The organism is Klebsiella sp. ME-303, assembly GCF_007910085.1.
Lineage (GTDB): Bacteria > Pseudomonadota > Gammaproteobacteria > Enterobacterales > Enterobacteriaceae > Klebsiella > Klebsiella michiganensis.
Genome location: NZ_VOJB01000092.1, coordinates 40,729 through 63,170, shown reverse-complemented (window position 1 = coordinate 63,170; position 22,442 = coordinate 40,729). Strand labels below are relative to the sequence as shown.

Sequence of the window (22,442 nt, the reverse complement as noted above, 5' to 3'; positions counted from 1 at the left end):
CGGGCGCATTTTTATTCGCCTCCGCTTATCACCCCGAGACGTTATCAGGCATTAAGAACCCCGTTCGCCCTGCATGGGATCATCGCGCTGAACGAATCTCTCTGAATATCAGGCTCTCACGCAGCAAAGTAGGCTATCTCCTTATTTATTTCCTAAAACCCCCCTTTCTTGTGCGAAATCTACTTGTCTGATGGAAGATGACAGGTAACATAGATATCCCCCTGTTGCAGGGGAATACAGATTTTTCTATTGGACTAACAAGAGAGACTATTATGAGCGTTGTGCCTGTAGCCGACGTACTCCAGGGCCGCGTTGCCGTTGACAGCGAAGTCACCGTGCGCGGATGGGTGCGTACCCGCCGAGATTCTAAAGCTGGCTTTTCTTTCCTCGCCGTCTATGACGGTTCCTGCTTTGATCCTGTACAGGCCGTTATTAGTAATTCTCTTCCCAATTACAATCAGGAAGTGCTGCGCCTGACCACCGGCTGCTCGGTCGTGGTGACCGGTAAAGTCGTGGCATCTCAGGGCCAGGGCCAGAGCTTTGAAATCCAGGCCAGCCACGTGGAAGTCAGCGGCTGGGTGGAAGACCCGGATACTTATCCGATGGCGGCTAAACGCCATAGCATCGAGTACCTGCGTGAAGTTGCCCACCTGCGCCCGCGCACCAACCTGATTGGCGCGGTGGCGCGCGTTCGCCATACCCTGGCGCAGGCGCTGCACCGTTTCTTCGACGAGCAGGGCTTCTTCTGGGTTTCGACTCCGCTGATTACCGCTTCCGACACTGAAGGCGCCGGCGAGATGTTCCGCGTGTCAACGCTGGATCTGGAAAACCTGCCGCGCAACGAACAGGGCAAAGTCGATTTCGATAAAGACTTCTTCGGCAAAGAGTCGTTCCTGACCGTTTCCGGCCAGCTGAACGGCGAAACCTACGCCTGCGCGCTGTCCAAAATCTACACCTTTGGCCCAACCTTCCGTGCGGAAAACTCCAACACCAGCCGCCACCTGGCGGAGTTCTGGATGCTGGAGCCGGAAGTCGCCTTTGCTAACCTGAACGATGTGGCAGGTCTGGCGGAAGCGATGCTGAAGTACGTCTTCAAAGCCGTTCTCGAAGAGCGCGCAGACGACATGCAGTTCTTTGCCGAACGCGTTGATAAAGACGCTATTGACCGCCTGCAGCGTTTCGTTTCCGCTGATTTTGCCCAGGTTGATTACACTGACGCGGTCACCATTCTGGAAAACTGCGGTAAGTCGTTCGAAAACCCGGTCTACTGGGGCGTGGATCTCTCCTCCGAGCACGAACGCTATCTGGCGGAAGAGCACTTTAAAGCTCCGGTGGTGGTGAAAAACTACCCGAAAGACATCAAGGCGTTCTATATGCGCCTTAACGAAGACGGTAAAACCGTCGCCGCAATGGACGTTCTGGCGCCGGGCATCGGTGAAATTATCGGTGGCTCCCAGCGTGAAGAGCGACTGGACGTGCTTGACGCGCGTATGGCGGAAATGGGTCTTAATAAAGAAGACTACTGGTGGTATCGCGACCTGCGCCGTTACGGCACCGTACCGCACTCCGGTTTCGGTCTGGGCTTTGAGCGTCTTATCGCCTACGTGACCGGCGTGCAGAACGTTCGCGACGTCATTCCGTTCCCGCGGACCCCGCGTAACGCGACTTTCTGATTTTTTTCTGCAATTTTCATCCAGGGCCAGCGCAAGCTGGCCTTTTTTTATGTCAATTTACGTTAACGAATATCAGGAAACTTAAACATCAACCATCCTGATTCACAATTATGTTACGCACTATTTCATTAGCGACCGCTAATTAAAACCGCACCTTATGTTCATAAATTGGCAAACATGCTGATTATATTGCTCGTTTTTTAACCAGCCACAGCACAACTTGCAACGACAAGATTTGAATAAAAATAAAGCAAAATGCTGACGTAAAATGCACAAACCCTCTCTTATCTAAATTAATCATAATTAATTCATATAGATATATAAAGACAGGTGATTTAATCGGCGAACAGGGGCGGAATGTTGATTGAGTTCACAAAGTTCCCAAAAATACATATTTAGTTACATAGAATTTCCTTTTGTTACTCATATGCGATATTGGTAGCATTTTCAGGCTAGCGAAACGTTGTTCTGAATGGAAAGATGCCTCCAGACACCAAACTATCATCAATAGTTCTGTAAATTTTTATTGACGAAACTTATTGACGGCAGTGGCAAGTGTTCATAAAAAAATATAAATGAGGGTAATAAATAATGATGAAGCGCAAAATTCTGGCAGCGGTAATTCCTGCCCTGCTGGTAGCCGGTGCAGCTAACGCTGCAGAAATCTATAACAAAAACGGCAACAAACTGGACTTCTACGGAAAAATGGTTGGCGAGCACGTCTGGACCACCAACGGCGACACCAGCAGCGATGATACCACCTACGCCCGTATCGGTCTGAAAGGCGAAACCCAGATCAACGATCAGCTGGTCGGCTACGGTCAGTGGGAATACAACATGGATGCGTCCAATGTTGAAGGTAAACAGACCACCAAAACTCGTCTGGCTTTCGCAGGCTTAAAAGCCGGTGAATACGGTTCATTCGACTACGGTCGTAACTACGGCGCCATCTACGACGTTGAAGCGGCAACCGATATGCTGGTTGAATGGGGCGGCGACGGCTGGAGCTACACCGACAACTTCATGACCGCGCGTACCAACGGCGTAGCCACCTACCGTAACTCTGACTTCTTCGGTCTGGTTGACGGCCTGAGCTTCGCGCTGCAGTACCAGGGTAAAAACGACGCTTCCAGCCGTGATGTTAAGAAACAAAACGGCGACGGCTTCAGCACCGCGGCAACCTACGCGTTTGACAACGGCATTGCGCTGTCTGCAGGCTATGCGAACTCCAACCGTAGCGGCGATCAGAAAGCTGACCGTCAGGGCGAAAAAGCTGAAGCATGGGCAACCTCCGCTAAGTATGACGCGAACAACGTCTATGCTGCGGTCATGTACTCCCAGACTTACAACATGACGCCGGAAAACGAAGGCAACTACTTCGCTAACAAAACTCAGAACTTCGAAGCCGTTGTTCAGTATCAGTTCGACTTCGGCCTGCGTCCGTCCATCGGCTACGTACAGACTAAAGGTAAAGACCTGCGCTCCCGCGCTGGCTTCTCCGGCGGCGATGCTGACCTGGTTAAATACGTCGAAGTGGGTACCTGGTACTACTTCAACAAAAACATGAACGTCTACGCTGCGTATAAATTCAACCAGCTGAACGACAACGATTACACCAAAGCCGCTGGCGTTGCGACCGACGACCAGGCCGCAGTGGGTATCGTTTACCAGTTCTAATCTGCAGTACACCCCTTCGTGATATGCCTAAAAAGCAGGACTTCGGTCCTGCTTTTCTGCTTTCCTGAGAGGAAGATCGTAACTTTCAAAAACCTTCTCGCTTTTTGTCGCAAACGGTTGGCAATTAACATAACTCCCGTTAACCTGATAGCGGATTTCCCTTCAGTAATCACAATGGAACCTCGTCATGTTTGAGAACATTACCGCCGCCCCTGCCGACCCAATTCTGGGCCTGGCCGATCTGTTTCGTGCCGATGACCGCCCAACAAAAATTAATCTTGGAATTGGTGTTTATAAAGATGAAACGGGTAAAACACCGGTCCTGACTAGCGTGAAAAAAGCAGAGCAGTATCTGCTGGAAAATGAAACCACTAAAAATTATCTGGGTATCGATGGTATTCCGGAATTTGGCCGCTGCACCCAGGAGCTTCTGTTCGGGAAAGGAAGCGCAATTATCAATGATAAACGCGCCCGCACCGCGCAAACGCCCGGCGGTACAGGTGGCCTGCGCGTCGCCGCCGATTTTCTGGCGAAGAACACCGACGTTAAACGTATTTGGGTGAGCAACCCCAGCTGGCCGAACCATAAAAGCGTGTTCAATTCAGCCGGGCTGGAAGTTCGCGAATATACCTACTACGATGCCGCTAACCACAAACTCGACTTCGACGGGCTGCTGGCCAGCCTGACCGAAGCGCAGGCCGGCGACGTGGTTCTGTTCCACGGCTGCTGCCATAACCCAACCGGTATCGATCCGACGCTGGAGCAGTGGCAACAGCTGGCGCAGCTCTCCGTAGAGAAAGGCTGGCTGCCGCTGTTTGACTTTGCCTACCAGGGCTTTGCCCGCGGCCTGGAAGAAGATGCTGAAGGCCTGCGCGCTTTCGCCGCTCTGCATAAAGAGCTGCTGGTTGCCAGCTCCTACTCGAAAAACTTCGGCCTGTACAACGAGCGCGTGGGCGCCTGTACGCTGGTCGCCGCTGACCAGGAAGCGGTAGACCGCGCTTTCAGCCAGATGAAGTCGGTTATCCGCGCGAACTACTCAAACCCGCCCGCTCACGGCGCCTCGGTAGTGGCGACCATTCTCAGCAATGACGCACTGCGCGCCATCTGGGAGCAAGAGTTGACCGACATGCGTCAACGCATCCAGCGTATGCGTCTGCTTTTCGTTAATACCCTGCAGGAAAAAGGCGCCAGCCGCGATTTCTCTTTCATCATTCAGCAAAACGGGATGTTCTCGTTCAGCGGCCTGACCAAAGAGCAGGTACTGCGTCTGCGTGAAGAGTTCGGAATTTACGCGGTGGCGTCCGGACGTATAAACGTCGCCGGTATGACGCCCGACAACATGGCGCCGCTGTGCGAAGCGATTGTTGCCGTACTGTAATCTCAGCGCAGGGCAAACAAAAGGCCGCATGTGCGGCCTTTTTTATATGCTGGTTTAGGTCACCAGACCGGCATTTCATCCTGCAGGAATGGGTTGTGCAGACGCTCATAGCCAAGGGTCGACATCGGTCCATGACCCGGAATAAACGACACGTCATCGCCTAGCGGCAACAGCTTGCGCTTAATCGCATCGATCAGTTGGCTATGGTCGCCGCGAGGGAAGTCGCTACGCCCTACTCCGCCTTTAAAAATCACATCGCCAGAAATCAACAGTCGGGAAGCAGGATCGAAGAAGATCACGTGCCCCGGCGTATGGCCTGGGCAGTGCAGCACCTGCAGGGAAATATTCCCCACGCTGACCGTATCGCCTTCGTTCAGCCAGCGATCTGGCTGCAGCGGCTGGCAATCTTCCAGACCGAACATCCGGCTCTGCGCCGGTAATCCTTCCAGCCAGAACTCATCTTCTTTTTCCGGCCCAATAATCGGCACGCCATAATGTTGTGCCAGCTCCGCCGCCGCACCAACGTGATCGAGATGACCGTGCGTGAGCAGAATCTGCATCAGGCTAACGCCTGCCGCCGCGACTTCCTGTTTGATTCGCTCAGCATCACCGCCGGGATCGACCAGCGCCGCCAGTTTGGTTTGTTCACACCAGATTAAAGAACAGTTCTGCGCGAACGCGGTAACCGGAATAATACGATAGTTCATGAGGCTCCTTTCGTTACCAGTGCCGTACTGGCCCGGTATCAATATGCACAAAGTTGCTACGTGGGTAGTATCCTACACCACCTGTGCGCATAGATAACGCGGCTTTGCGAACATTGCTTAACGAAATGCCTTCAATATGAAAATCCATGGCCTGGCCTTTAGTGTGGTAGCTGTGTTTTGCCACACCCCGGCTACGCGCGCGAAGCTCATTATTGGTATCAACAGAACGATAACCGGAAATAAGCTGGACAGGCTTGTTGGTACCAAGTAATCCCTGCAAACGATAGAGTTGATCGAACAAACCGGGATCGATGGACTTAATCTTATTCGCGCGATAATCACGGAAAAAATGATTAAGTCTTGCTAATTCATCCTGAATATAGCCTCTGCCATCGAAAAACTCCGCCTTGAGTGATTCACCGGTATGCAGGTTGTTCAGCGTCAAAATACGCGGTCGGGGGGTCGAGAGGGTGGCAAATGCCGGCGCAGGCAGAATGGCAGCAGCACCGAGCGCCGCTCCACCTAACGCCAGCAGTTTGCGGCGATTAGCGTCAAATTTGTCCATGATAATCAGGTCTACAGGTAAATGAATCGTAATATACTTTTCCCGCAACGCGCCCGTTAGCCGCCAGCACGCACTCGCTCCCCTACGGCTAATAAATATCAGCTATGGAGAACGGGCTGCTTACTGCCACAGCGCCTTTGCAGGATTATATGTATATGCACTTCTGGCGCACGAAAGGCACCTTACCGGGCATTATTGCCAACGTCAAGGTAGCCTAACCCCAGTAAACTCGGGCCTTGCAGCGTGCAAGGCCCGTTTTCACACAGAGGTAGGACAACCAAATCCGTTGAACTACTTCATTTATCTGATTAATTGTTCAGCTTTAGGTAGAATTTGTGCGCTGGATCGCGCGGTGAGATCGTAATTGTAAATATCTGTTCGATATTGTGTACGCCCATCAGCGCCAACGAACGCGGTCAAATAATAGAGATTAACCGGGATATTCTGGCGAATATTAACGTAGCGGGTATTCCCCTGTTTTAGCGCATCTGAAATACGCGCATCATTCCAGCCAGCATCCTGAAGCAGCATATTGGCCAGTTCTGAGGCTTTATTCACGCGCACGCACCCGGAGCTCAGCGCGCGTCCATCCCGCTGGAACAGATTGTGATTGGGCGTATCGTGCAAATATATCGCATCTGAACTTGGCATATTGAATTTATAGCGCCCCAGCGAATTGCGCGCGCCGGGAGCCTGCTGGAAGCGGAACGGCAGATTCGATGCGGTTATCGTTTCCCAGTCCACCTGATACGGGTCGATAGTCTCTTTGCTATTCCAGCCGCGCATCATCGTATAGCCGTGCTGCTCAAGATAGCCTGGGTTATTGCGCACCTTCGGCAGAATATCGTTGCGCGCCAGCGTCGGCGGAACGTTCCACGGCGGGTTGACCACAACGTTGTTCAGCGCACTGCTCATCATAGGGGTTTTGCGATCCGGACGGCCAACGATAACCCGCGATGCCAGCACCTGGCTACCGTCCTGGTAATAGACCAGCGAAAAGGCGGGAATATTCACCATAATTCCGGTCGCCAGATTACCCGGCAGCAGGCGCAAACGCTGGATATTCAATGCCAGCACGCCGGCGCGCTGCGCAGGAGAAACGTTGAGCCAGTCGCGGGTCGCCTGACCAATCACGCCGTCTGCGCCCAGTCCCTGCCACGCCTGGAAGCGCTTAACGCCCTCCACTAACTGGCGATCGTAAACGCCACGGCCGCTGCTTTTGGCCTTTTTCCCGGCGGACGGACTCACCACCTCATCACCGGGCAACGCAATTTTTGCCGCGTCATCCAGCATACCGGTGCGCTGTAAAATTTCGCGCAGCGCGCCGGCATCGTTGCTCCATTCCCCCGGGCGCAGCGACGTCTTACCGGTGAGCTGCGGCCAGGGACGGGAATCGGCAACCTGAGCTAATAGCGCCTGATGCATTGCGGCATACTGCGGATGCTGCGGAGCCAGACCCGCAATAAACTGCGGCAGCGAACCGTTATCCAGCGCCACCTGCCACTGGTTAATCACCGACAGAGGCGGCGTCGACATGGCATACGGTTTCGTGCCATACAGCCAGCGGTTGCCCTGAGTCGGAATACCGCTAATAAAATGCAGATAGCCCATCATGGCGTCAGACAGAACGACATCCCGCGCCAGACCGTTCACTGCCGGGTCGGTCAACAGCTCAACCCAGGTGGTGAACTGCGGCTGAAAACCGGCGATAGCGACCTCAGCCAGCTGCTGTTGAAACGCCTGCACCGCCTCGCGGTTATCCCACATCGGTTTCATATCCCTGGCCGCATACAGCGATACCAGCGGATTCATAAATACGGGTTGATAACCGGACGGCAGTATCGCCTGAATCCCGGCGCGGCTCTTCGCTGCCGCATCGGCAGAAAGCGCCTGCTCGCCGGCCATTTGGGCGACCGCCGCGGATTGGTTTGCGCTTTGGCTTAGCGCGGAAGAGAGCTCGCTGATGGTGGCAGAGCTATCCGATGGTACCACTTCAGGCTCTTCAGCCTGGACATTGAACAGTGGAGCAAATGCAAATGCCAGGCTCAGGCTGAGCGCAGACAATTGACGACCATACCGTTTCTTTAGCAACATCCCTTGCCCCCTGTTAACACATTGCTGCCCGCTAAAATGGGGCTTACTTTCAGTATATGAAGACGAAAACGCTTTTGCCTTCCCAAATGTAAAGAAGTTAAAAGATTATACAATCCTAAAGTACAGGAACGGATAACAAAAAGGGCGACATCGCGTCGCCCTTTGGCTGGTTATTGTACCATCCTATGAAGCATTTGCCGTTCCCGGCAGCGTTTCGGGCAGCTGCGGTGCGAAGCCACGCAGCCCGACGACGTGCACGTGCTCGTGATTATTCACGACCTTACGCACCAGCTTATAGGTGGTACCTTTTTCCGGGCTGATATTTTCCGGCGCCGCAATAATCAGCTGCATCTCCAGACGATCGCAGAGCTCGAACAGCGTCGCGATAGAGCGAGCATCCAGACGCGCCGCTTCATCAAGGAACAGCAGACGACACGGCGAAATGTCCTTACCGCGCAGGCGCATGGATTCATCTTCCCAGCTCTGTACTACCATCACCAGAATCGACATCCCGGTACCGATAGCCTCACCGGTCGATAGCGCACCGGATTCCGCGCGCAGCCAGCCGTCGGAACCACGGTTAACTTCCACTTCCATCTCCAGATAGTTGCGGTAGTCCAGCAGCTCTTCACCGATGGTCTGCGGCGTACGCTGCCCCATATCAATCTGCGGATTGAGGCGCTGATACAGCTTCGCCAGCGCTTCCGAGAAGGTCAGACGATTGCTGTTAAACAGGTCCTGATGCTGTTCATGCTGTTCTGACAGCACGTCCAGCAGCATCGAGTGGGTTTCCCGCACGTTGACGTTCAGACGCACGCTGTTGACCTGGCCGAAGGAGACGCTCTGCAGCCCCTGGTTGAGCATACGAATACGGTTTTGCTCGCGCTGGATAGTCTTGCGGATAATATTGGCCACGCTGCGGGAGCTGATGGCCAGCTTCTGCTCGCGGTTGGTCAGCTCTTCCGTCAGACGGCTGAGTTCGATCTCCATCTGCTCAATCGCTTCCACCGGATCGTCGGTGCGGATGATATCCTGGCGAATACGCTCGCGCAGATGCTGATAAACGGCGACAAAGAACTGGATTTTACGCTCCGGACGTTTCGGATCTTCAGAAATACGCAGTACATCGCGCAGGTGTTCGTTATCCGAGACCGCCAGACGCAGCGCGCCGAGCGCCTTATCCGACATCGAGCGCAGTTCATCTGCCGAAAGGTAGGCCAGCTCGCGACGATGCAGGCGACGCTCCACGCCGTTGTCTTTCACCAGGCGCATGACCGCACACCAGCCGGCTTTAGCGCTGACCACCTGTTCGCGCATTTCGCAATAATCGCGCTCCAGCTTGCGCAGCCTGCGGGTCAGGTTATCCATTTCCGCTTCGCAGAAGGTCAATGCTTTTTCGAGCTGGTTCCGCCGCGCGCGGTTGTTGCTGAGCTGAGCATGAAGCTCATCGCGGCGCAGACGAGCGCGCTCTTCGGCGCCGGCGTCGGCGCGCACGCCAATGTCCTGAAGCTCTTTATGCAGGTCGTTGAGCAGCTCTTTCTTGGTGTCGTAGGAGCTTTTCAGCGATGCCAGCACCTGGTTGTACTGGTTGAGCTGCGCGGCGTGGGTACGCAGCGCTTCGCGAGTACGGGCGCGCTCCGCCTCAGCCTGCTCCAGACGCTGGCGCAGCTTCTCGTTCAGATCGCTATTACCGCTCAGCATCTCTGCGGAATCGGAGTAGCTAAAGTGGGCGCGACGCTGCACCACTTCGGTCAGCGCAAATGCCTGCTGACGCGCGTCGCGCTGAGTCTGCTGCGAATAGGCGTAATCTTCTTTCAGCTGTTCAAACTGCTCCGGGTCGCTTTGAAGCACGGAAACGATCGGCTCCAGTTTTGCCAGCTGATTCCCATGCTGCTGGACGAAGCGCGCGGCTTCCTGCGCTTCGTCCAGGCGTTCCTGGATCTCATCCACGCGATCGGCCAGCGAGTCATCGGCCAGCAAATTCAGACGCGGCAGCAGGCGGTTGAGTGCGGATACGCCCTCTTTTGCCTGCTCATACTGCACCCGGTTCTGCTGGTTATCGCTCTCATGGGCGGTCAGCGCCCGCTCCAGTTCGCCGCGACGCGTATTCAGTTTACGGATTTCTTCTTCCGGGTCGTCCTCAAAGGCTACCGCAAGATGGTTACCGATAAAGCGGCTGAACGCCTGATGGAGGCGCTGGGTTTTCTGCACATCAAACGACAGGGTCGCAAAGCGCTCGGACAGGCTTTCGCGCTCGGCGTGCAGCGTTTCAACGCGGCTTTCACGCGCGGCGCGGCCAAACAGCGGCAGCGTCGGGAAGCGTGAATAGCGCCACTGACGATCGGCAATCTTAACGACCACCGCCTTTTCCAGCTCATCGACGCTGAATACGCTGTCATCGAACGACTGCGGATCGCCCTCGATCAGGTAGAGATCTTCGGGACAATCTTCGAGACCTTCCAGCTGATCGGCAATCAGCGACAGATCCGGTACCACAATGGCGTGGCGGGAAGGACCGTAGAGCGCGGAGTAATACGGCGCATCATCGAGACTCACGTCATCGTAGATTTCCGACAGCAGTACGCCGCCAAAACGTTCCGCCAGCGCGTTCAGGCGCTGATCTTCCGAACCGCCCGGCTGGCTAAGACGCTCAATTTCATCGTCGATAGCGCGCTTGCGGGCCCCGACTTCATCGCGCTCCACGATAGCTTCGCGTTCACGCTCCAGCAGCTGCTGGAGATATTCGGTGACGTCCTGGCTTGACTCAAACTGCTCGCCGCTCTGCTCGCACAGCTGATTGAGGCTGTTCTGCGCCGCCAGCCAGATGGGCGCGCGGCGCATCAGCGTTTGCGTCCGCGACTGTAGCTGTTCCAGCTCCTGACGCAGGGTCATCCGCCGTTCGCTGGCGGTGGAAACGCTGTCGGCAAGGGATGCGATGCGGGCTTCCAGCTCCTGGTGCAGGGCTTCCAGCTCGTCGATATCGTAGCGTTTGCCCTGGCGCTTACAGAACTCATTGAGCTGGCGTTCGGCATCCTGCTGTTCACGCAGACGCTGTTCAAGCTCCGTCAGACGACTGCGCAGCCCGTGCGCCTGTTCGGCCTGATGACGTTGATTAACGCCTTCGCGCAGCAGCTCGCGCGCCACGTTCCAGGCTTCATTACGCGCCAGCGGGCCGTTGATCTCCGCCACCAGCTGGTAAGCCTGTTCAAACTGGCTGTGCGCGGTTTGCGCCACGCTCATCTTCTGTTCCAGCGACAGCATTTTCTCCGTCGCTTCCTGCTCTTTCGCCTGGAAAGTTTCCAGCCACTCGTCGGCGCTCTCCGGCGTTAAATCCGGCAGATGGCAGAGGGCTTTTGCCCGCTCCAGCGCCTGCAGCGCCTGGGTGTACTGAATCGCGCGAGTCTGCTGCACGTCCAGCGCCTGCTGGTAGTCGGCAAGCTGGTTTTTCAGCTCATCCACTTCCAGCTCGGCGGCTTCGGCGCGGGCTTCGTTCTCTTCCTGCTGGTCAACCGCTTCCGCGACGACTTCATTTTGTTCTTCGAGGCGAATCTGCAGTTCATCAAGATCCGCTTCATAGCGCTCGATTTTTTCCTGCTGGCGCAGAGCGGTCTGCACCAAGTTCAGATGGTCGCTGGCGGCCTGATAATCGGCTTCCAGATCGCCTTCCGCGCCGTTATGTTCCTGCAGCTCGCGGGCCATATCGACGTGCTTATACTGTTCCGCCGCGAGCTGAGCGCGGGAGGTGAACAGATCGCGACGATACTCCAGCGCCTTGTCGAGATGAATGCGTCGCTCGTTAGCGTGACGCATATAGTCGGCGGCAACGTAGTTGGTGGCTTCGCTGATCAGATGCTTGAACAGGTCGCGGTCCGACTGCGTCACGCGGATAGCTTCCAGCGTCATGCGGTTTTCACGCAGCGCCGCTTCCATATCCTGGAACGCCTTACGCACGCCGCCGTTTTCCGGCAACAGGTAGTCGCGCAGCGAGCGGGTAATGGTGCTCGAAATACCGCCGTACAGCGAGGCTTCGATCAGGCGATAGTATTTGCTACGGTCCGAAGCCGAACGCAGGCGGCGAGCCACCACGCCCAGGTCGAACATCAGCGAGTGATACTCGGTAATAGAGTTAAACTGCTTGAACTGCACCCCTTCCATCGCTTCGAGCTTATCTTTCAGCTCGTTGAGCGTCACCACGCGCGCCTGGCGCTCGTTAAGGGTTTCGGTCAGCAGCTGAGTTGGCTGGATGGAGGTTGGCAGGCCCTGGATCGCAAAAGGCTTGATATCGACTTTACGATCGCGACCGGCGACCTGCTGTAGACGAACGCCGACCACCACGCGCTGGTGGCGGGAGTTGATCACGTCCAGCACGGAGTAGCAGACGCCAGCGCGCAGCTTACCGTGCAGGCCTTTATCGCGCGAGCCGCTGGTCGCCCCCGCTTCCGTGGTGTTACGAAAGTGCAGCAGCGTCAGGTCCGGGATCAGTGCGGTGACGAAGGCGGCCATGGTCGTGGATTTACCGGCACCGTTACCACCGGAAAGCGTGGTCACTAATTCATCGAGATCAAAAGTACGGGCAAAAAAACCGTTCCAGTTAACCAGCGTCAGCGAGCGAAACTTACCGCGTTCAATCATTACTCTTCCTCCCCGCTATCCGGCTGATTCTCTTCATTCTCATCATTAAGCTGCAGGCGATTTTCCAGCGCCATCGCTTCACCGTCGCGGATCATACGCAGCTGGGCTTCGCGCGGATCGTCACCGGCGCGCACGTCGGCGCCGAAGCGAAACACCGATTCGGTAATGCGGAATTTGCTGCTGTCATGGCCCATAAACCACACCATGCCGAGGCGGCGCAGGCGGTTGAGCGAAGCGCGCATTTTTTCCTGCAGCTTCTGGCGGTCAAGGTCGGACCCGGTAGAACGGTTATTGACCAGCTTGAGCAGCTTGGCTTCGTCTGCGAGGGTCAGCAGCTCGTCGTAAAGCTCCTGCTGAGTGAAGATGCCCTCGTTGGCCAGACGCTCCGGGCTGAGGTAGAGATAGCAGAGAATTTTACCCACCATCATATCCAGCTCGGAGAGCACCGAGCGCGGGATCAGCGTGGTCGACCGCGGGCGCAGATAGAAAAAACCCTCCGGCGCGCGAATCAGCTCGACGTTGTAGCGAGCATAAAACTCTTCCAGGTAATCCTGAAAATCCATTAAAAATGCGTGATTATCCAGCTCGTCAAGGCCGATATGACGGCCCGCGCGCAGGGCGCTATCCAGCGCCGGAAATAACGGATTAGCCAACGCTTGCGCCAGTTTAACCGGCATCACTTGTTCAATATTTGTCGATGACATGCGCCTGTACCTTGGCTCCGTAATCATTAATCGGCTGCCATTTTGCCGGCAGTCCGGTGAAATCTGCTTGCGCTACGCCCAAACGTACCGCCTGGTCGACCACAATACGCGCGACGTCAAAGTGGCGCGCGCGCGGATACTGCGACAGATATTCGCGTACCACCAGGCCAAGATCCAGCGGCAGTCCCTTCTCTTTATAGACCACCAGCTGTCCTTCAATCAGCGCCGCCAGCTGTTCGCGAATTTCGTTAAACTCTTCGTACTCCAGATCCGTTGGAAGTTCCCCGGTAACCTCTTCATCATGCAGCGCCATCTCTTCATCGCGCATATCAAGCAGACGATCGGCATTCGCATGGGTGAGCGCCCAGGGGGCGTCGAAGTAGGTTTGCACCGACTGACGCAAACGCTGTGCGAAGACGCGGTTTTTATCCATATCAATGGCGGTACGGATAAATTTATGCACGTGGCGATCGTAGCCGATCCACAGGTCAATCGCCTGCTGCCCCCAGCTGACGATACGGTCCAGCTTGCTTTGCAGATCGAACACCAGACGATCGATAAAATTCAGATCGTCGCGCGCCATGGTCGAATCCTGGATACGCAGCAGGTTTGCCTGCAGCTTATCGCCCGCCGCGTCCAGGGTATCCTGCAGTTCCCGCAGGGTGCCGGACGTTTCCGACAGCAGCAGCTCGCAGCTGGAGATCGCCGCCCGCCAGTCTTTGTTCAGCAGCTGGGCAATATCATCTTTCACCAGCTGCTGCTGCTCATCCATGATTCGCTGAGTCAGGTCGATGCTGTCAAAGATTTCCGCTACCGAGTACTTCAGCGGAGCGAAAACGTTACGATGCCAGTGGAACTCATCGCCGCCCTCTTCTGCCGAGTCGGCGGCGCGCTTGAGTTCGCTGGCAACGATGGAGAGCTGCATCGACAGTCGCAGGGTGGAGAACTCGCGCTGGCGAATATAGTAGTCGGTGATCCCAATGCCCAGCGGCGTCAGGCGATAAATAGCGTTACCCTCGGTGATTTCGCTGGTAAAGCGGTTCAGCAGACGCTGGCGCACCATATCGTTAATGGCATTATTGGCGCGCTGGCTGATGGTTTCGCTGGTCTGCTCAAACGCATCACTCACGTGGCGGAACGCATCCACCAGTTCTCCCTCGGTCATTTCCCCTTCCATCCGCTCGCCGTTCAGCGTGGCAATCGCCAGCAGAAAAGAGAGTCTGTCGACCGGCAGCGAAATAGAAAAATCATTTTTCCTGGCCCAGGCAACCAGTTCGGGGACTGTCTGGGAAAATTCACTCATAGTTTATCCTTGCATCTGCGGCTTAAGCGCGGTGACGTGAATATAACGGCCTAAGCTAATATACGGCTCCTGGCGACAGTAGCGCGTTTCCAGCTCCAGCAGCGCCGCAAATTTATCGTGCTGTTGGTGTTTTTCACGCAGATAATCATGAAACACCCGCACGCCGGTCTTGCCGGTAATCTGCCAGCCAATCTCTTCCAGCCAGCCGTAAACCTGCTGCGGATCGCGCGGATAGTCCGGCGACAGCGTGCGTTTTTTCTTTTTCGGCATGCCGATTTGCACATAGTCGAGATTTCCGGCGACCATATTGTGCATCAACAGACCGTTAGCATTGTAGAACATCAGCGACAACGCGCCGCCGGGGCGCAGCATCGACCACAGGGTACGCAACATCGCCTGTGGTTCGGCTATCCACTCCAGCACCGCATGAAACAGTATCAGATCGACCGGACTTTCCAAATGCTGCTCAATATCCTGAGCCGCGCATTGTACAAAATGCATGTTGTCGATCACACCTTTATCGGCAGCCGCCTGCCGGGCACGAGCCACCATTTCACCAGAGAGATCGCATAACGTGACGTGATGCCCCATTTCCGCCACTTTGATCGCCGTCTGCCCTTCGCCGCCGCCCGCGTCAAGAACTCGCAATGGCCCAGGCCCCAGCCGGTCCAGCAGCGGTTGCAGATCCTGCCAGAGGATCGCCTGCCGCAGCTGGCCTTTGGTGGTGCCGTATATATTGCGCGAAAACTTTTCAGCAATATCATCGAAATTACGATCCTGCACGGGTGACTCCACACGCCAACACAAAGCCGCTATTTTGTCATACCCGCGCGGAGAATGAAGCGATCTGTTGTAAGATCCGGGCATATCTTTGGTTATATGGTTAAAAAAGGAACCGTACGGCATGCTTTTTACGCTGAAAAAGGTTTTAGGCGGTATGATGCTGCCGCTTCCCCTGCTGCTGCTGCTCATTGCGCTCGGCATAGCCCTGCTGTGGTTTAGCCGTTTCCAGCGCACCGGCAAGCTCTGCGTCAGCCTCGGCTGGCTGCTGTTGCTGCTGTTGAGCCTGCAACCGGTCGCCGATAGCCTGCTCAAGCCAATTGAAGATAAGTACCCGACGTGGCGAGGTGAAAAGCGCGTGCAGTACGTGGTCGTGCTTGGCGGAGGCTACACCTGGAACCCGGACTGGGCGCCCAGTTCCAATCTCATCAATAATAGCCTGCCGCGGCTGACGGAGGGGATCCGCCTGTGGTATGAAAATCCGGGCTCGAAACTCATCTTTACCGGCGCAGCGGCAAAAACAAATCCGGTCAGTACGGCAGAAGCCGGGGCCAGAGTGGCAGAGAGCCTGGGCATACCGCGCAGCGAAATCCTTGTCCTGGATAAACCCAAAGATACCGAAGAGGAAGCCGCTGCGGTGAAGATGGCGATAGGCGATGCGCCGTTCCTGCTGGTCACCTCCGCCTCTCATCTGCCGCGGGCGATGATTTTCTTTCGCCGCGCCGGGCTAACTCCCCTGCCCGCGCCGGCCAACCAGCTGGCGATTGAGTCACCGCTTAACCCGTGGGAGCGGGCTATTCCTTCGCCCGTCTGGCTCATGCATAGCGATCGGGTGGGTTACGAAACGTTAGGCCGCATCTGGCAGTGGCTAAAAGGTTCTTCAGGCGAGCCAGGGCAGGATTGACTTTGCCGCCAGGTCAAACCGGACGCGGTCAAAGCGTCCGGTATTCACCAGATTATCCACTTCGTCCCACAGCAGATACAGCCAGCGCCGCCAGAGAAACGCTTCCGCCACCGGCGCCCGGCGCAGATAGTGCCACAGCAGCTCCTCTTCCTGACCGCTCTCGGCCAGACGGAAAAGCTCGTATTCCCGCGGCGCCCAGAGCATCATGCCCGGCCCCACCATCGCCAGCAGCTGATCGCTGCGCGGATCCTTAAGCATGCTGCGCAGCGTGAAGCTACCGTGTACCAGCACGCAGTTATCATTGAAACCTTTAAACAAATCCATAAGGCATTCGCGCGTGCGGAACAGGATGCGTTTGTCCTGCATCGTCAGGCCGGTATCCTGATAAAGATTCAGCGTACTCCATAGCACCTCCACGCGCTGGCGGTACCAGTACGGCCAGAGATTTTCCTGAGTGCTATCGACCATCCCGACGCAGCCGCCGCTATCCTGACGATGCCAGGCCAGCAGCGCTTCCACGATCTGCTCCTGCAGCTGCTCCCAGCGCTCCGGCGTGCGGGCGGGGGCTTCAACCGAGACGCCGCGCAGTCGTTCAATCAGCAGTACATCGGGACCCGGATGCTCGTCGTGCGTCATCACGCCGTAGACAACCGGCATACGGACGGTGCCGCTTCGCGCCAGGGTTGATATCTTCCACGCCAGCTGACGCGCCACGCCCGGCGTCGTAAAGCTGCGCGCCAGCAGCGGCATTGGGTTTCCCTGCGCATCATATAGCGACCACAGCGCCGACGACGGTTTCTCGCTGACGCACTCCACGCGGCTTAGTTTTTCACCCAGCAGGTGGCTCAGCTCGGTACGCAACTGTTCCATTTCTGATTACCCCTATGAATACTACCGGTTTCATAATGAGCGCCTGGGCCGGGGTTGTCATCGGGTGAGATCAAAATTGACGTAAAAAAGTATGGAATAACGGCCTGGGGATATCCCCTCCTGGCGGAGGGGATGGGGGGGATTAACGCAGCTCCGCGCGAACGCGCTCCAGATCTTCCGGCGTATCGACACCTGTACCGGGAACCACTTCCGCCACCGCGACATGGATTTTCTCGCCATACCACAGCACGCGCAGCTGCTCGAGCATCTCTATTTGCTCCAGCGGGCTCGGCGCCCAGCTCACATAGCGACGAATAAAACCGGCGCGATAGCCATAAATACCGATATGACGCAGCAGCGAATCACCGATAGACTCGCGGGATTTAGCGAAACGATCGCGATCCCACGGAATGGTGGCGCGGGAAAAATAGAGCGCGTAGCCCTCAGCATCCATGACGACCTTCACCGCATTCGGATTAAACGCCTCTTCCGCATCGTGGATTGGCACCGCTAAGGTTGCCATACCACTGGTGCTGGCAGCCAGATTCTCGGCTACCTGGCGCACGATCGCGGGCGGGATCATCGGCTCATCGCCCTGAATATTCACAATGATGGTGTCATCGCTGAAGGCGCATTTTTCAACCACCTCGGCCAGGCGTTCGGTGCCTGACTGATGATCTTCACGGGTCATGCAGACTTCACCGCCGGCGGCTTCCACCGCGCGGGCCACGTCCGGATGGTCGGTAGCAACGATAATCCGCTCGGCCCCGGATTCGCGAGCGCGTTCCAGAACATGGACAATCATCGGCTTGCCGTTGATATCCTGGAGCGGTTTCCCTGGCAGGCGGGTAGAAGCGAAGCGCGCGGGGATAATAACCACGAAACTCATGACTGGCTCTCTTCTACAGGAAGCGGGCGGGCTTCGGTTTCCAGTAGTACGGGAATGCCTTCACGCAGCGGAAAAGCCAGGCGATCAAGTTTGCAGATCAGTTCTTGCTTATCCTGGCTGTAATACAGCTTACCGTTACAAACCGGACAGGCGATAATTTCAAGTAAACGGTGATCCATGATTCCTCCAGATGGACCGAATAGATTCTTCAGCAGCATATCACACGTGGGCTCAGGCAGCGTCAATTTCCCAACCCTGTTGCCGCCCGGCAAAAAGTTCCGCCGGCAGCTTCCCGCAGCTCACCCGCGTGGCGTCCTGCCAGAGGGCAAAATCATCAATGGCGCGTTTTAGCCCGCTCTCCAGACCCGACGTCACCTTGACGCCCTCCTCCAGCCACAGGGCGATAATTTCCAGAACGCCGGTTTTGCGGTGCATTTTGCTATCCATTCTGCCAACCAGTCTCCCCTGGTGCAGCAGCGGTAATACGAAATAGCCATACTGCCGTTTCGGCGCGGGCGTGTAGCACTCCAGGCGATAGGTAAAGTTAAACAGCTGTTCCGCTCGTTTGCGATCCCAGACTACCGGATCGAAAGGCGAAAGCACCGCGCTGCGGCTGGCGGCGAGCCTACCGCCGGGTGAAGATTCCAGCAGCGCCAGTGCATCACGGTGGAGCCACATTTCGCCCAGCGCTTCAACGTTAACCGGCACCACCAGCCCCTCCTCCTGCCAGCTCGCCAGCAGTAGCGGCAGCGGGGGCTGACGCAGACGATAATAATCCGCCAGCCACTGCGCGCGAAAAATCCCCAGGCTGCGAGCACTATTACGTAACATCATGGCTTCAGCCTGCTCCTGAGAGAGCCCATCGCGCTCATCGTCCCAGTCCGGCATGACCCGCTGCGTCAGATCGTAAACGCGCTGAAAATTACGCCGCTCGATAACCATCACTTCACCGGCTGTGAATAAGCCTTCAAGATGGCGCTTATGCGGTTTCCACTCCCACCATCCGCTGGCGCCTTTGCGCGGATGCTCGAAGTCGGCCGAGCGAACCGGGCCATTTTCGGCTATATGCGCCAACAGCGCCTGAATGCCCTCGGCGTGTTCGGTCATCCACGCTTTGTGATATTTCCAGCCCATTTTATCCGGCGTCAGCATGCGGTGACGTACCAGTGAAAAGTCGCTGCGCGGTAAAAAGCAGGCTTCGTGCGCCCAGTACTCCATCAGCTCGCCGGCGCGGAGCGCCTCGTCCAGCCAGCGCTGCGGATAGTGGCCGAGGCGGCTGAACAGCACCAGATAAGGACTGCGCGCAACAACATTGATGGTATCGATTTGCAGCAGGGACATCTGCTTAATGGTCTGCAGAATATCCCCGGGCTTTGCGCGGCGACGGGGCTTTTTTAGCAGCCCCTGAGCGGCAAGGTGAAGATGGCGGGCTTCTTTAAGCGAGAGGGACAATACCGGCATGCAGCTTCTCCGTTAAGGGTTCCGGCGCAAGCGGTGATACGACGATTAGCGTTGCGCCAGGGTAACTAAGTCCGTGAGCAACCGCTGCGCGCGTTGGTCAGTCATTATCGCGTCGACCGGAAGATACCACCAGTTTGCCTGAGCAAATTCGCGGCACTTCACCGCATCTTTTTCGGTCATCAGCAGGGTTTGCTGCGGCGTCGCCAGCGCGGCGACTGCGCTCTGCGCCAATGCCTGATGATCGGCTAAGGCGACGGTTTTTACCGGACTGACGCCGCAGCTTTCAAGGGTGGCGAAGAAGCGCGGCGGGTGGCCGATTCCGGCCATCGCCACCACGTTGTCCAACGCCGCCGCATCCCGGCGTTCACCGGTCAGCAGATTTACCGCCTGCCCGGGGCGAAGCTGCATCGGGATCTCTCCCGGACGGGCGAGACCGCCGTTAACGATAACCGCATCCACGCTGCGTAAACGCGAAGCGCGCTCGCGCATGGGGCCGGCAGGCAGCCACCAGCCGTTGCCAAAACGGCGCACGCCGTCAATCACCACAATTTCTTTGTCGCGCGCCAGCTTATAGTGCTGCAGGCCATCGTCTGTGACGATAAGCTGAAGATCGTGGGCGGCGAGCAGGGCCTGTACCGCATCGCTGCGTACCGGCGAGACGGCAACCGGCGCGCCGGTACGCTGGTAAATCAGCACCGGCTCATCGCCCGCTTCCGCTGTGGGGGTAGCCGTATTGAGCAGCAGCGGATAGCTCGCTGCTTTACCGCCGTAGCCGCGTGAAACGACGCCAACGCGAATACCGCGCTGCTGGAGCTGTTCCACCAGCCAGACGACAACCGGCGTTTTACCATTACCGCCCGCGGTCAGATTACCCACCACTACCACCGGCACCGGCGCTCGCCAGGCTTTTTGCCAACCGAGTTTATAGCTCAGCCGTATCAACCCGCTCACCAGGCCATAGAGCCAGGAGAGCGGAAGCAGCAGCCGCCATAATGGCGACTCACCGGACCAGATGCGTGCAATCATGCGCCGAACTGCATCTTATGCAGCTGGGCGTAAACGCCCCTGTGCTCAAGCAGGTCGGTATGGCTGCCGCGTTCAACGATCTGGCCATCTTCCACCACCACGATCTCGTCGGCCTGCTCAATCGTCGACAGACGGTGGGCAATCACCAGCGAGGTGCGGTTTTTCTGCAGTTCGTCCAGCGCCGCCTGAATAGCGCGTTCCGATTCGGTATCCAGCGCCGACGTGGCTTCGTCGAGGATCAGTATCGGGCTGTTACGCAGCAGGGCGCGAGCGATAGCGATACGCTGGCGCTGACCGCCGGAAAGCATAACGCCGTTTTCCCCGATAATCGTATCCAGGCCATTGTCCATTTTGTTGATAAAGTCCATGGCATAAGCCATACGAGCAGCTTCTTCTATCTGCTCGCGGCTGTACTCTTCAGTACGCGCGTAGGCGATGTTATTCGCTACGGTATCGTTAAAGAGATGAACGTTTTGCGACACCAGCGCAACCTGATCGCGCAGGGAGCTCAGGGTGTATTCACGCAGGTCGTGGCCGTCCAGTAAGATCTGCCCATCATCAACATCGTAGAAACGCGTAATCAGGCTGGCGATGGTCGATTTACCCGAACCCGAGCGCCCTACCAGCGCCACGGTTTTTCCTTCCGGAATATTCAGGTCTATATTGCGCAGCGCGGCGACTTCGCGTCCCGGGTATCTGAAGGTGACGTTTTTAAATTCGAGGTTGCCCTTCGCGCGTTCGATAACCCGCGTGCCTTCATCTTTCTCCTGCTCGGAGTCAAGGATAGCGAAAAGCGTCTGGCAAGCGGCCATCCCGCGCTGGAACTGCGCGTTGACGTTAGTCAGTGATTTCAGCGGACGCATCAGCGCGATCATTGAAGAGAAGACAACGGTGATGGTACCCGCCGTCAGCGTCTCCATTACGCTCGGGAAGCTGGCAGCATAGAGCACGAAAGCCAGGGCCAGAGAGGCGATCAGCTGAATAATCGGGTCAGAAATTGACGACGCGGAGACCATTTTCATCCCCTGCAGGCGCATTTTATTGCTGACTTTATCAAAACGTTTGGTTTCGACGGCCTGACCGCCAAACATCAGCACTTCTTTATGCCCTTTCAGCATCTGCTCTGCGCTGGTCGTCACCTGGCCCATGGTGTTCTGCATATTCTTGCTGATATTACGAAAACGCTTCGAGACCACGCGAATCGCAATAGACACGATCGGCGCCAGCACGATCAGAATCAATGACAGCTGCCAGCTGTAATAAAACATCATCGCGAAGAGGCCAATAATCGACGCGCCTTCGCGCACGACGGTAATCAGCGCGCTGGAGGAAGAAGACGCGACCTGCTCGGAATCATAGGTAATACGCGATAGCAGCGTCCCGGTGGACTGTTTGTCAAAGAAGGCAACCGGCATCCCCATCATGTGGCTGAATAAACGACGGCGCATCGTCATCACGACCTTGCCGGAAACCCAGGAGATACAGTAGCTCGAAACGTAGCTGGTAATGCCGCGCAGAACCATCAACCCGATCACCACCAGCGGCATCCATATCAGCACCGAGCGATCCGTTTTACCAAAACCATCATCCAATAACGGTTTAAGAAGCGATAGCATGAAGGTATCACTAGCCGCGTTAAGCACTAACGCTACCGCTGCCACGATTAGCCCGGGTTTAAACGGCGCTATAATCGGCCAGAGTCGGCGGAAGGTCTGCCACGTGGAGAGATCTTTATCGTTCTGCATTCAATAAACCAGCTTGTGTTGAAATAGCCGCATA

Annotated in this window: 17 protein-coding genes; 4 read left to right on the top strand and 13 right to left on the bottom strand. The window is 56.3% G+C overall.

What is annotated here, in order from left to right; all coding sequences use genetic code 11:
- Positions 1 to 272: 272 nt before the first annotated feature.
- From asnS to FQK12_RS21170, 3 genes are all read left to right on the top strand, one after another.
- A complete protein-coding gene (gene asnS / locus FQK12_RS21180; protein ID WP_004849497.1) occupies positions 273 to 1,673 on the top strand; it encodes an asparagine--tRNA ligase in 1,401 nt (466 codons plus the stop codon).
- 591 nt (positions 1,674 to 2,264) lie between these two features.
- Entirely contained in the window at positions 2,265 to 3,350 is a 1,086-nt protein-coding gene (locus FQK12_RS21175; protein WP_014228653.1) for a porin, read from the top strand.
- A gap of 187 nt (positions 3,351 to 3,537) precedes the next feature.
- Positions 3,538 to 4,728: an amino acid aminotransferase gene (locus tag FQK12_RS21170; protein WP_014228652.1), complete on the top strand. Its 1,191-nt coding sequence runs from the start codon at positions 3,538 to 3,540 to the stop codon at positions 4,726 to 4,728.
- Positions 4,729 to 4,787: 59 nt separating this feature from the next.
- Here FQK12_RS21170 and FQK12_RS21165 read toward each other — a convergent pair whose 3' ends face one another.
- The 7 genes from FQK12_RS21165 to cmoM form a co-directional block, all read right to left on the bottom strand.
- Positions 4,788 to 5,435, bottom strand: a complete 648-nt coding sequence (locus tag FQK12_RS21165; protein ID WP_014228651.1) for an MBL fold metallo-hydrolase — start codon at positions 5,433 to 5,435, stop codon at positions 4,788 to 4,790.
- A 13-nt stretch (positions 5,436 to 5,448) separates the two neighbouring features.
- Positions 5,449 to 6,000, bottom strand: a complete 552-nt coding sequence (locus FQK12_RS21160) for a YcbK family protein (protein WP_004130967.1) — start codon at positions 5,998 to 6,000, stop codon at positions 5,449 to 5,451.
- Positions 6,001 to 6,300: 300 nt separating this feature from the next.
- Positions 6,301 to 8,094, bottom strand: a complete 1,794-nt coding sequence (ldtD, locus tag FQK12_RS21155) for a L,D-transpeptidase (RefSeq protein ID WP_038423243.1) — start codon at positions 8,092 to 8,094, stop codon at positions 6,301 to 6,303.
- 183 nt (positions 8,095 to 8,277) lie between these two features.
- On the bottom strand, positions 8,278 to 12,726 hold the full coding sequence (gene mukB / locus FQK12_RS21150; RefSeq protein ID WP_014228649.1) for a chromosome partition protein MukB: 4,449 nt from the start codon (positions 12,724 to 12,726) through the stop codon (positions 8,278 to 8,280).
- Positions 12,726 to 13,430: a chromosome partition protein MukE gene (gene mukE, locus FQK12_RS21145; protein ID WP_004100725.1), complete on the bottom strand. Its 705-nt coding sequence runs from the start codon at positions 13,428 to 13,430 to the stop codon at positions 12,726 to 12,728. The genes mukB and mukE overlap by 1 nt, the downstream gene beginning before the upstream one ends.
- Positions 13,411 to 14,733, bottom strand: a complete 1,323-nt coding sequence (gene mukF, locus FQK12_RS21140; RefSeq protein WP_014228648.1) for a chromosome partition protein MukF — start codon at positions 14,731 to 14,733, stop codon at positions 13,411 to 13,413. Before mukF ends, mukE begins: the two co-directional genes overlap by 20 nt.
- Positions 14,734 to 14,736: 3 nt before the next feature.
- Positions 14,737 to 15,516, bottom strand: a complete 780-nt coding sequence (cmoM, locus tag FQK12_RS21135; RefSeq protein ID WP_004849490.1) for a tRNA uridine 5-oxyacetic acid(34) methyltransferase CmoM — start codon at positions 15,514 to 15,516, stop codon at positions 14,737 to 14,739.
- Between the two features lie 121 nt (positions 15,517 to 15,637).
- Here cmoM and elyC point away from each other — a divergent pair, with 121 nt between their 5' ends.
- Positions 15,638 to 16,417: an envelope biogenesis factor ElyC gene (gene elyC / locus FQK12_RS21130; protein WP_014228647.1), complete on the top strand. Its 780-nt coding sequence runs from the start codon at positions 15,638 to 15,640 to the stop codon at positions 16,415 to 16,417.
- Here the strand turns inward: elyC and FQK12_RS21125 are convergent.
- From FQK12_RS21125 to msbA, 6 genes are all read right to left on the bottom strand, one after another.
- A complete protein-coding gene (locus tag FQK12_RS21125; protein ID WP_014228646.1) occupies positions 16,394 to 17,287 on the bottom strand; it encodes a YcbJ family phosphotransferase in 894 nt (297 codons plus the stop codon). The two genes, elyC and FQK12_RS21125, sit on opposite strands and share 24 nt — an antisense overlap.
- 142 nt (positions 17,288 to 17,429) lie before the next feature.
- Positions 17,430 to 18,176, bottom strand: a complete 747-nt coding sequence (kdsB, locus tag FQK12_RS21120) for a 3-deoxy-manno-octulosonate cytidylyltransferase (protein ID WP_014228645.1) — start codon at positions 18,174 to 18,176, stop codon at positions 17,430 to 17,432.
- The gene (gene ycaR / locus FQK12_RS21115; protein ID WP_004130952.1) at positions 18,173 to 18,355 is read right to left on the bottom strand and encodes a protein YcaR; all 183 of its coding nucleotides are present in this window, start codon (positions 18,353 to 18,355) and stop codon (positions 18,173 to 18,175) included. Before ycaR ends, kdsB begins: the two co-directional genes overlap by 4 nt.
- A gap of 52 nt (positions 18,356 to 18,407) precedes the next feature.
- Entirely contained in the window at positions 18,408 to 19,637 is a 1,230-nt protein-coding gene (locus FQK12_RS21110; protein WP_014228644.1) for a winged helix-turn-helix domain-containing protein, read from the bottom strand.
- A 45-nt stretch (positions 19,638 to 19,682) separates the two neighbouring features.
- Entirely contained in the window at positions 19,683 to 20,663 is a 981-nt protein-coding gene (gene lpxK / locus FQK12_RS21105; RefSeq protein WP_014228643.1) for a tetraacyldisaccharide 4'-kinase, read from the bottom strand.
- The gene (msbA, locus tag FQK12_RS21100; RefSeq protein WP_014228642.1) at positions 20,660 to 22,408 is read right to left on the bottom strand and encodes a lipid A ABC transporter ATP-binding protein/permease MsbA; all 1,749 of its coding nucleotides are present in this window, start codon (positions 22,406 to 22,408) and stop codon (positions 20,660 to 20,662) included. Before msbA ends, lpxK begins: the two co-directional genes overlap by 4 nt.
- Between the last annotated feature and the right edge of the window lie 34 nt (positions 22,409 to 22,442).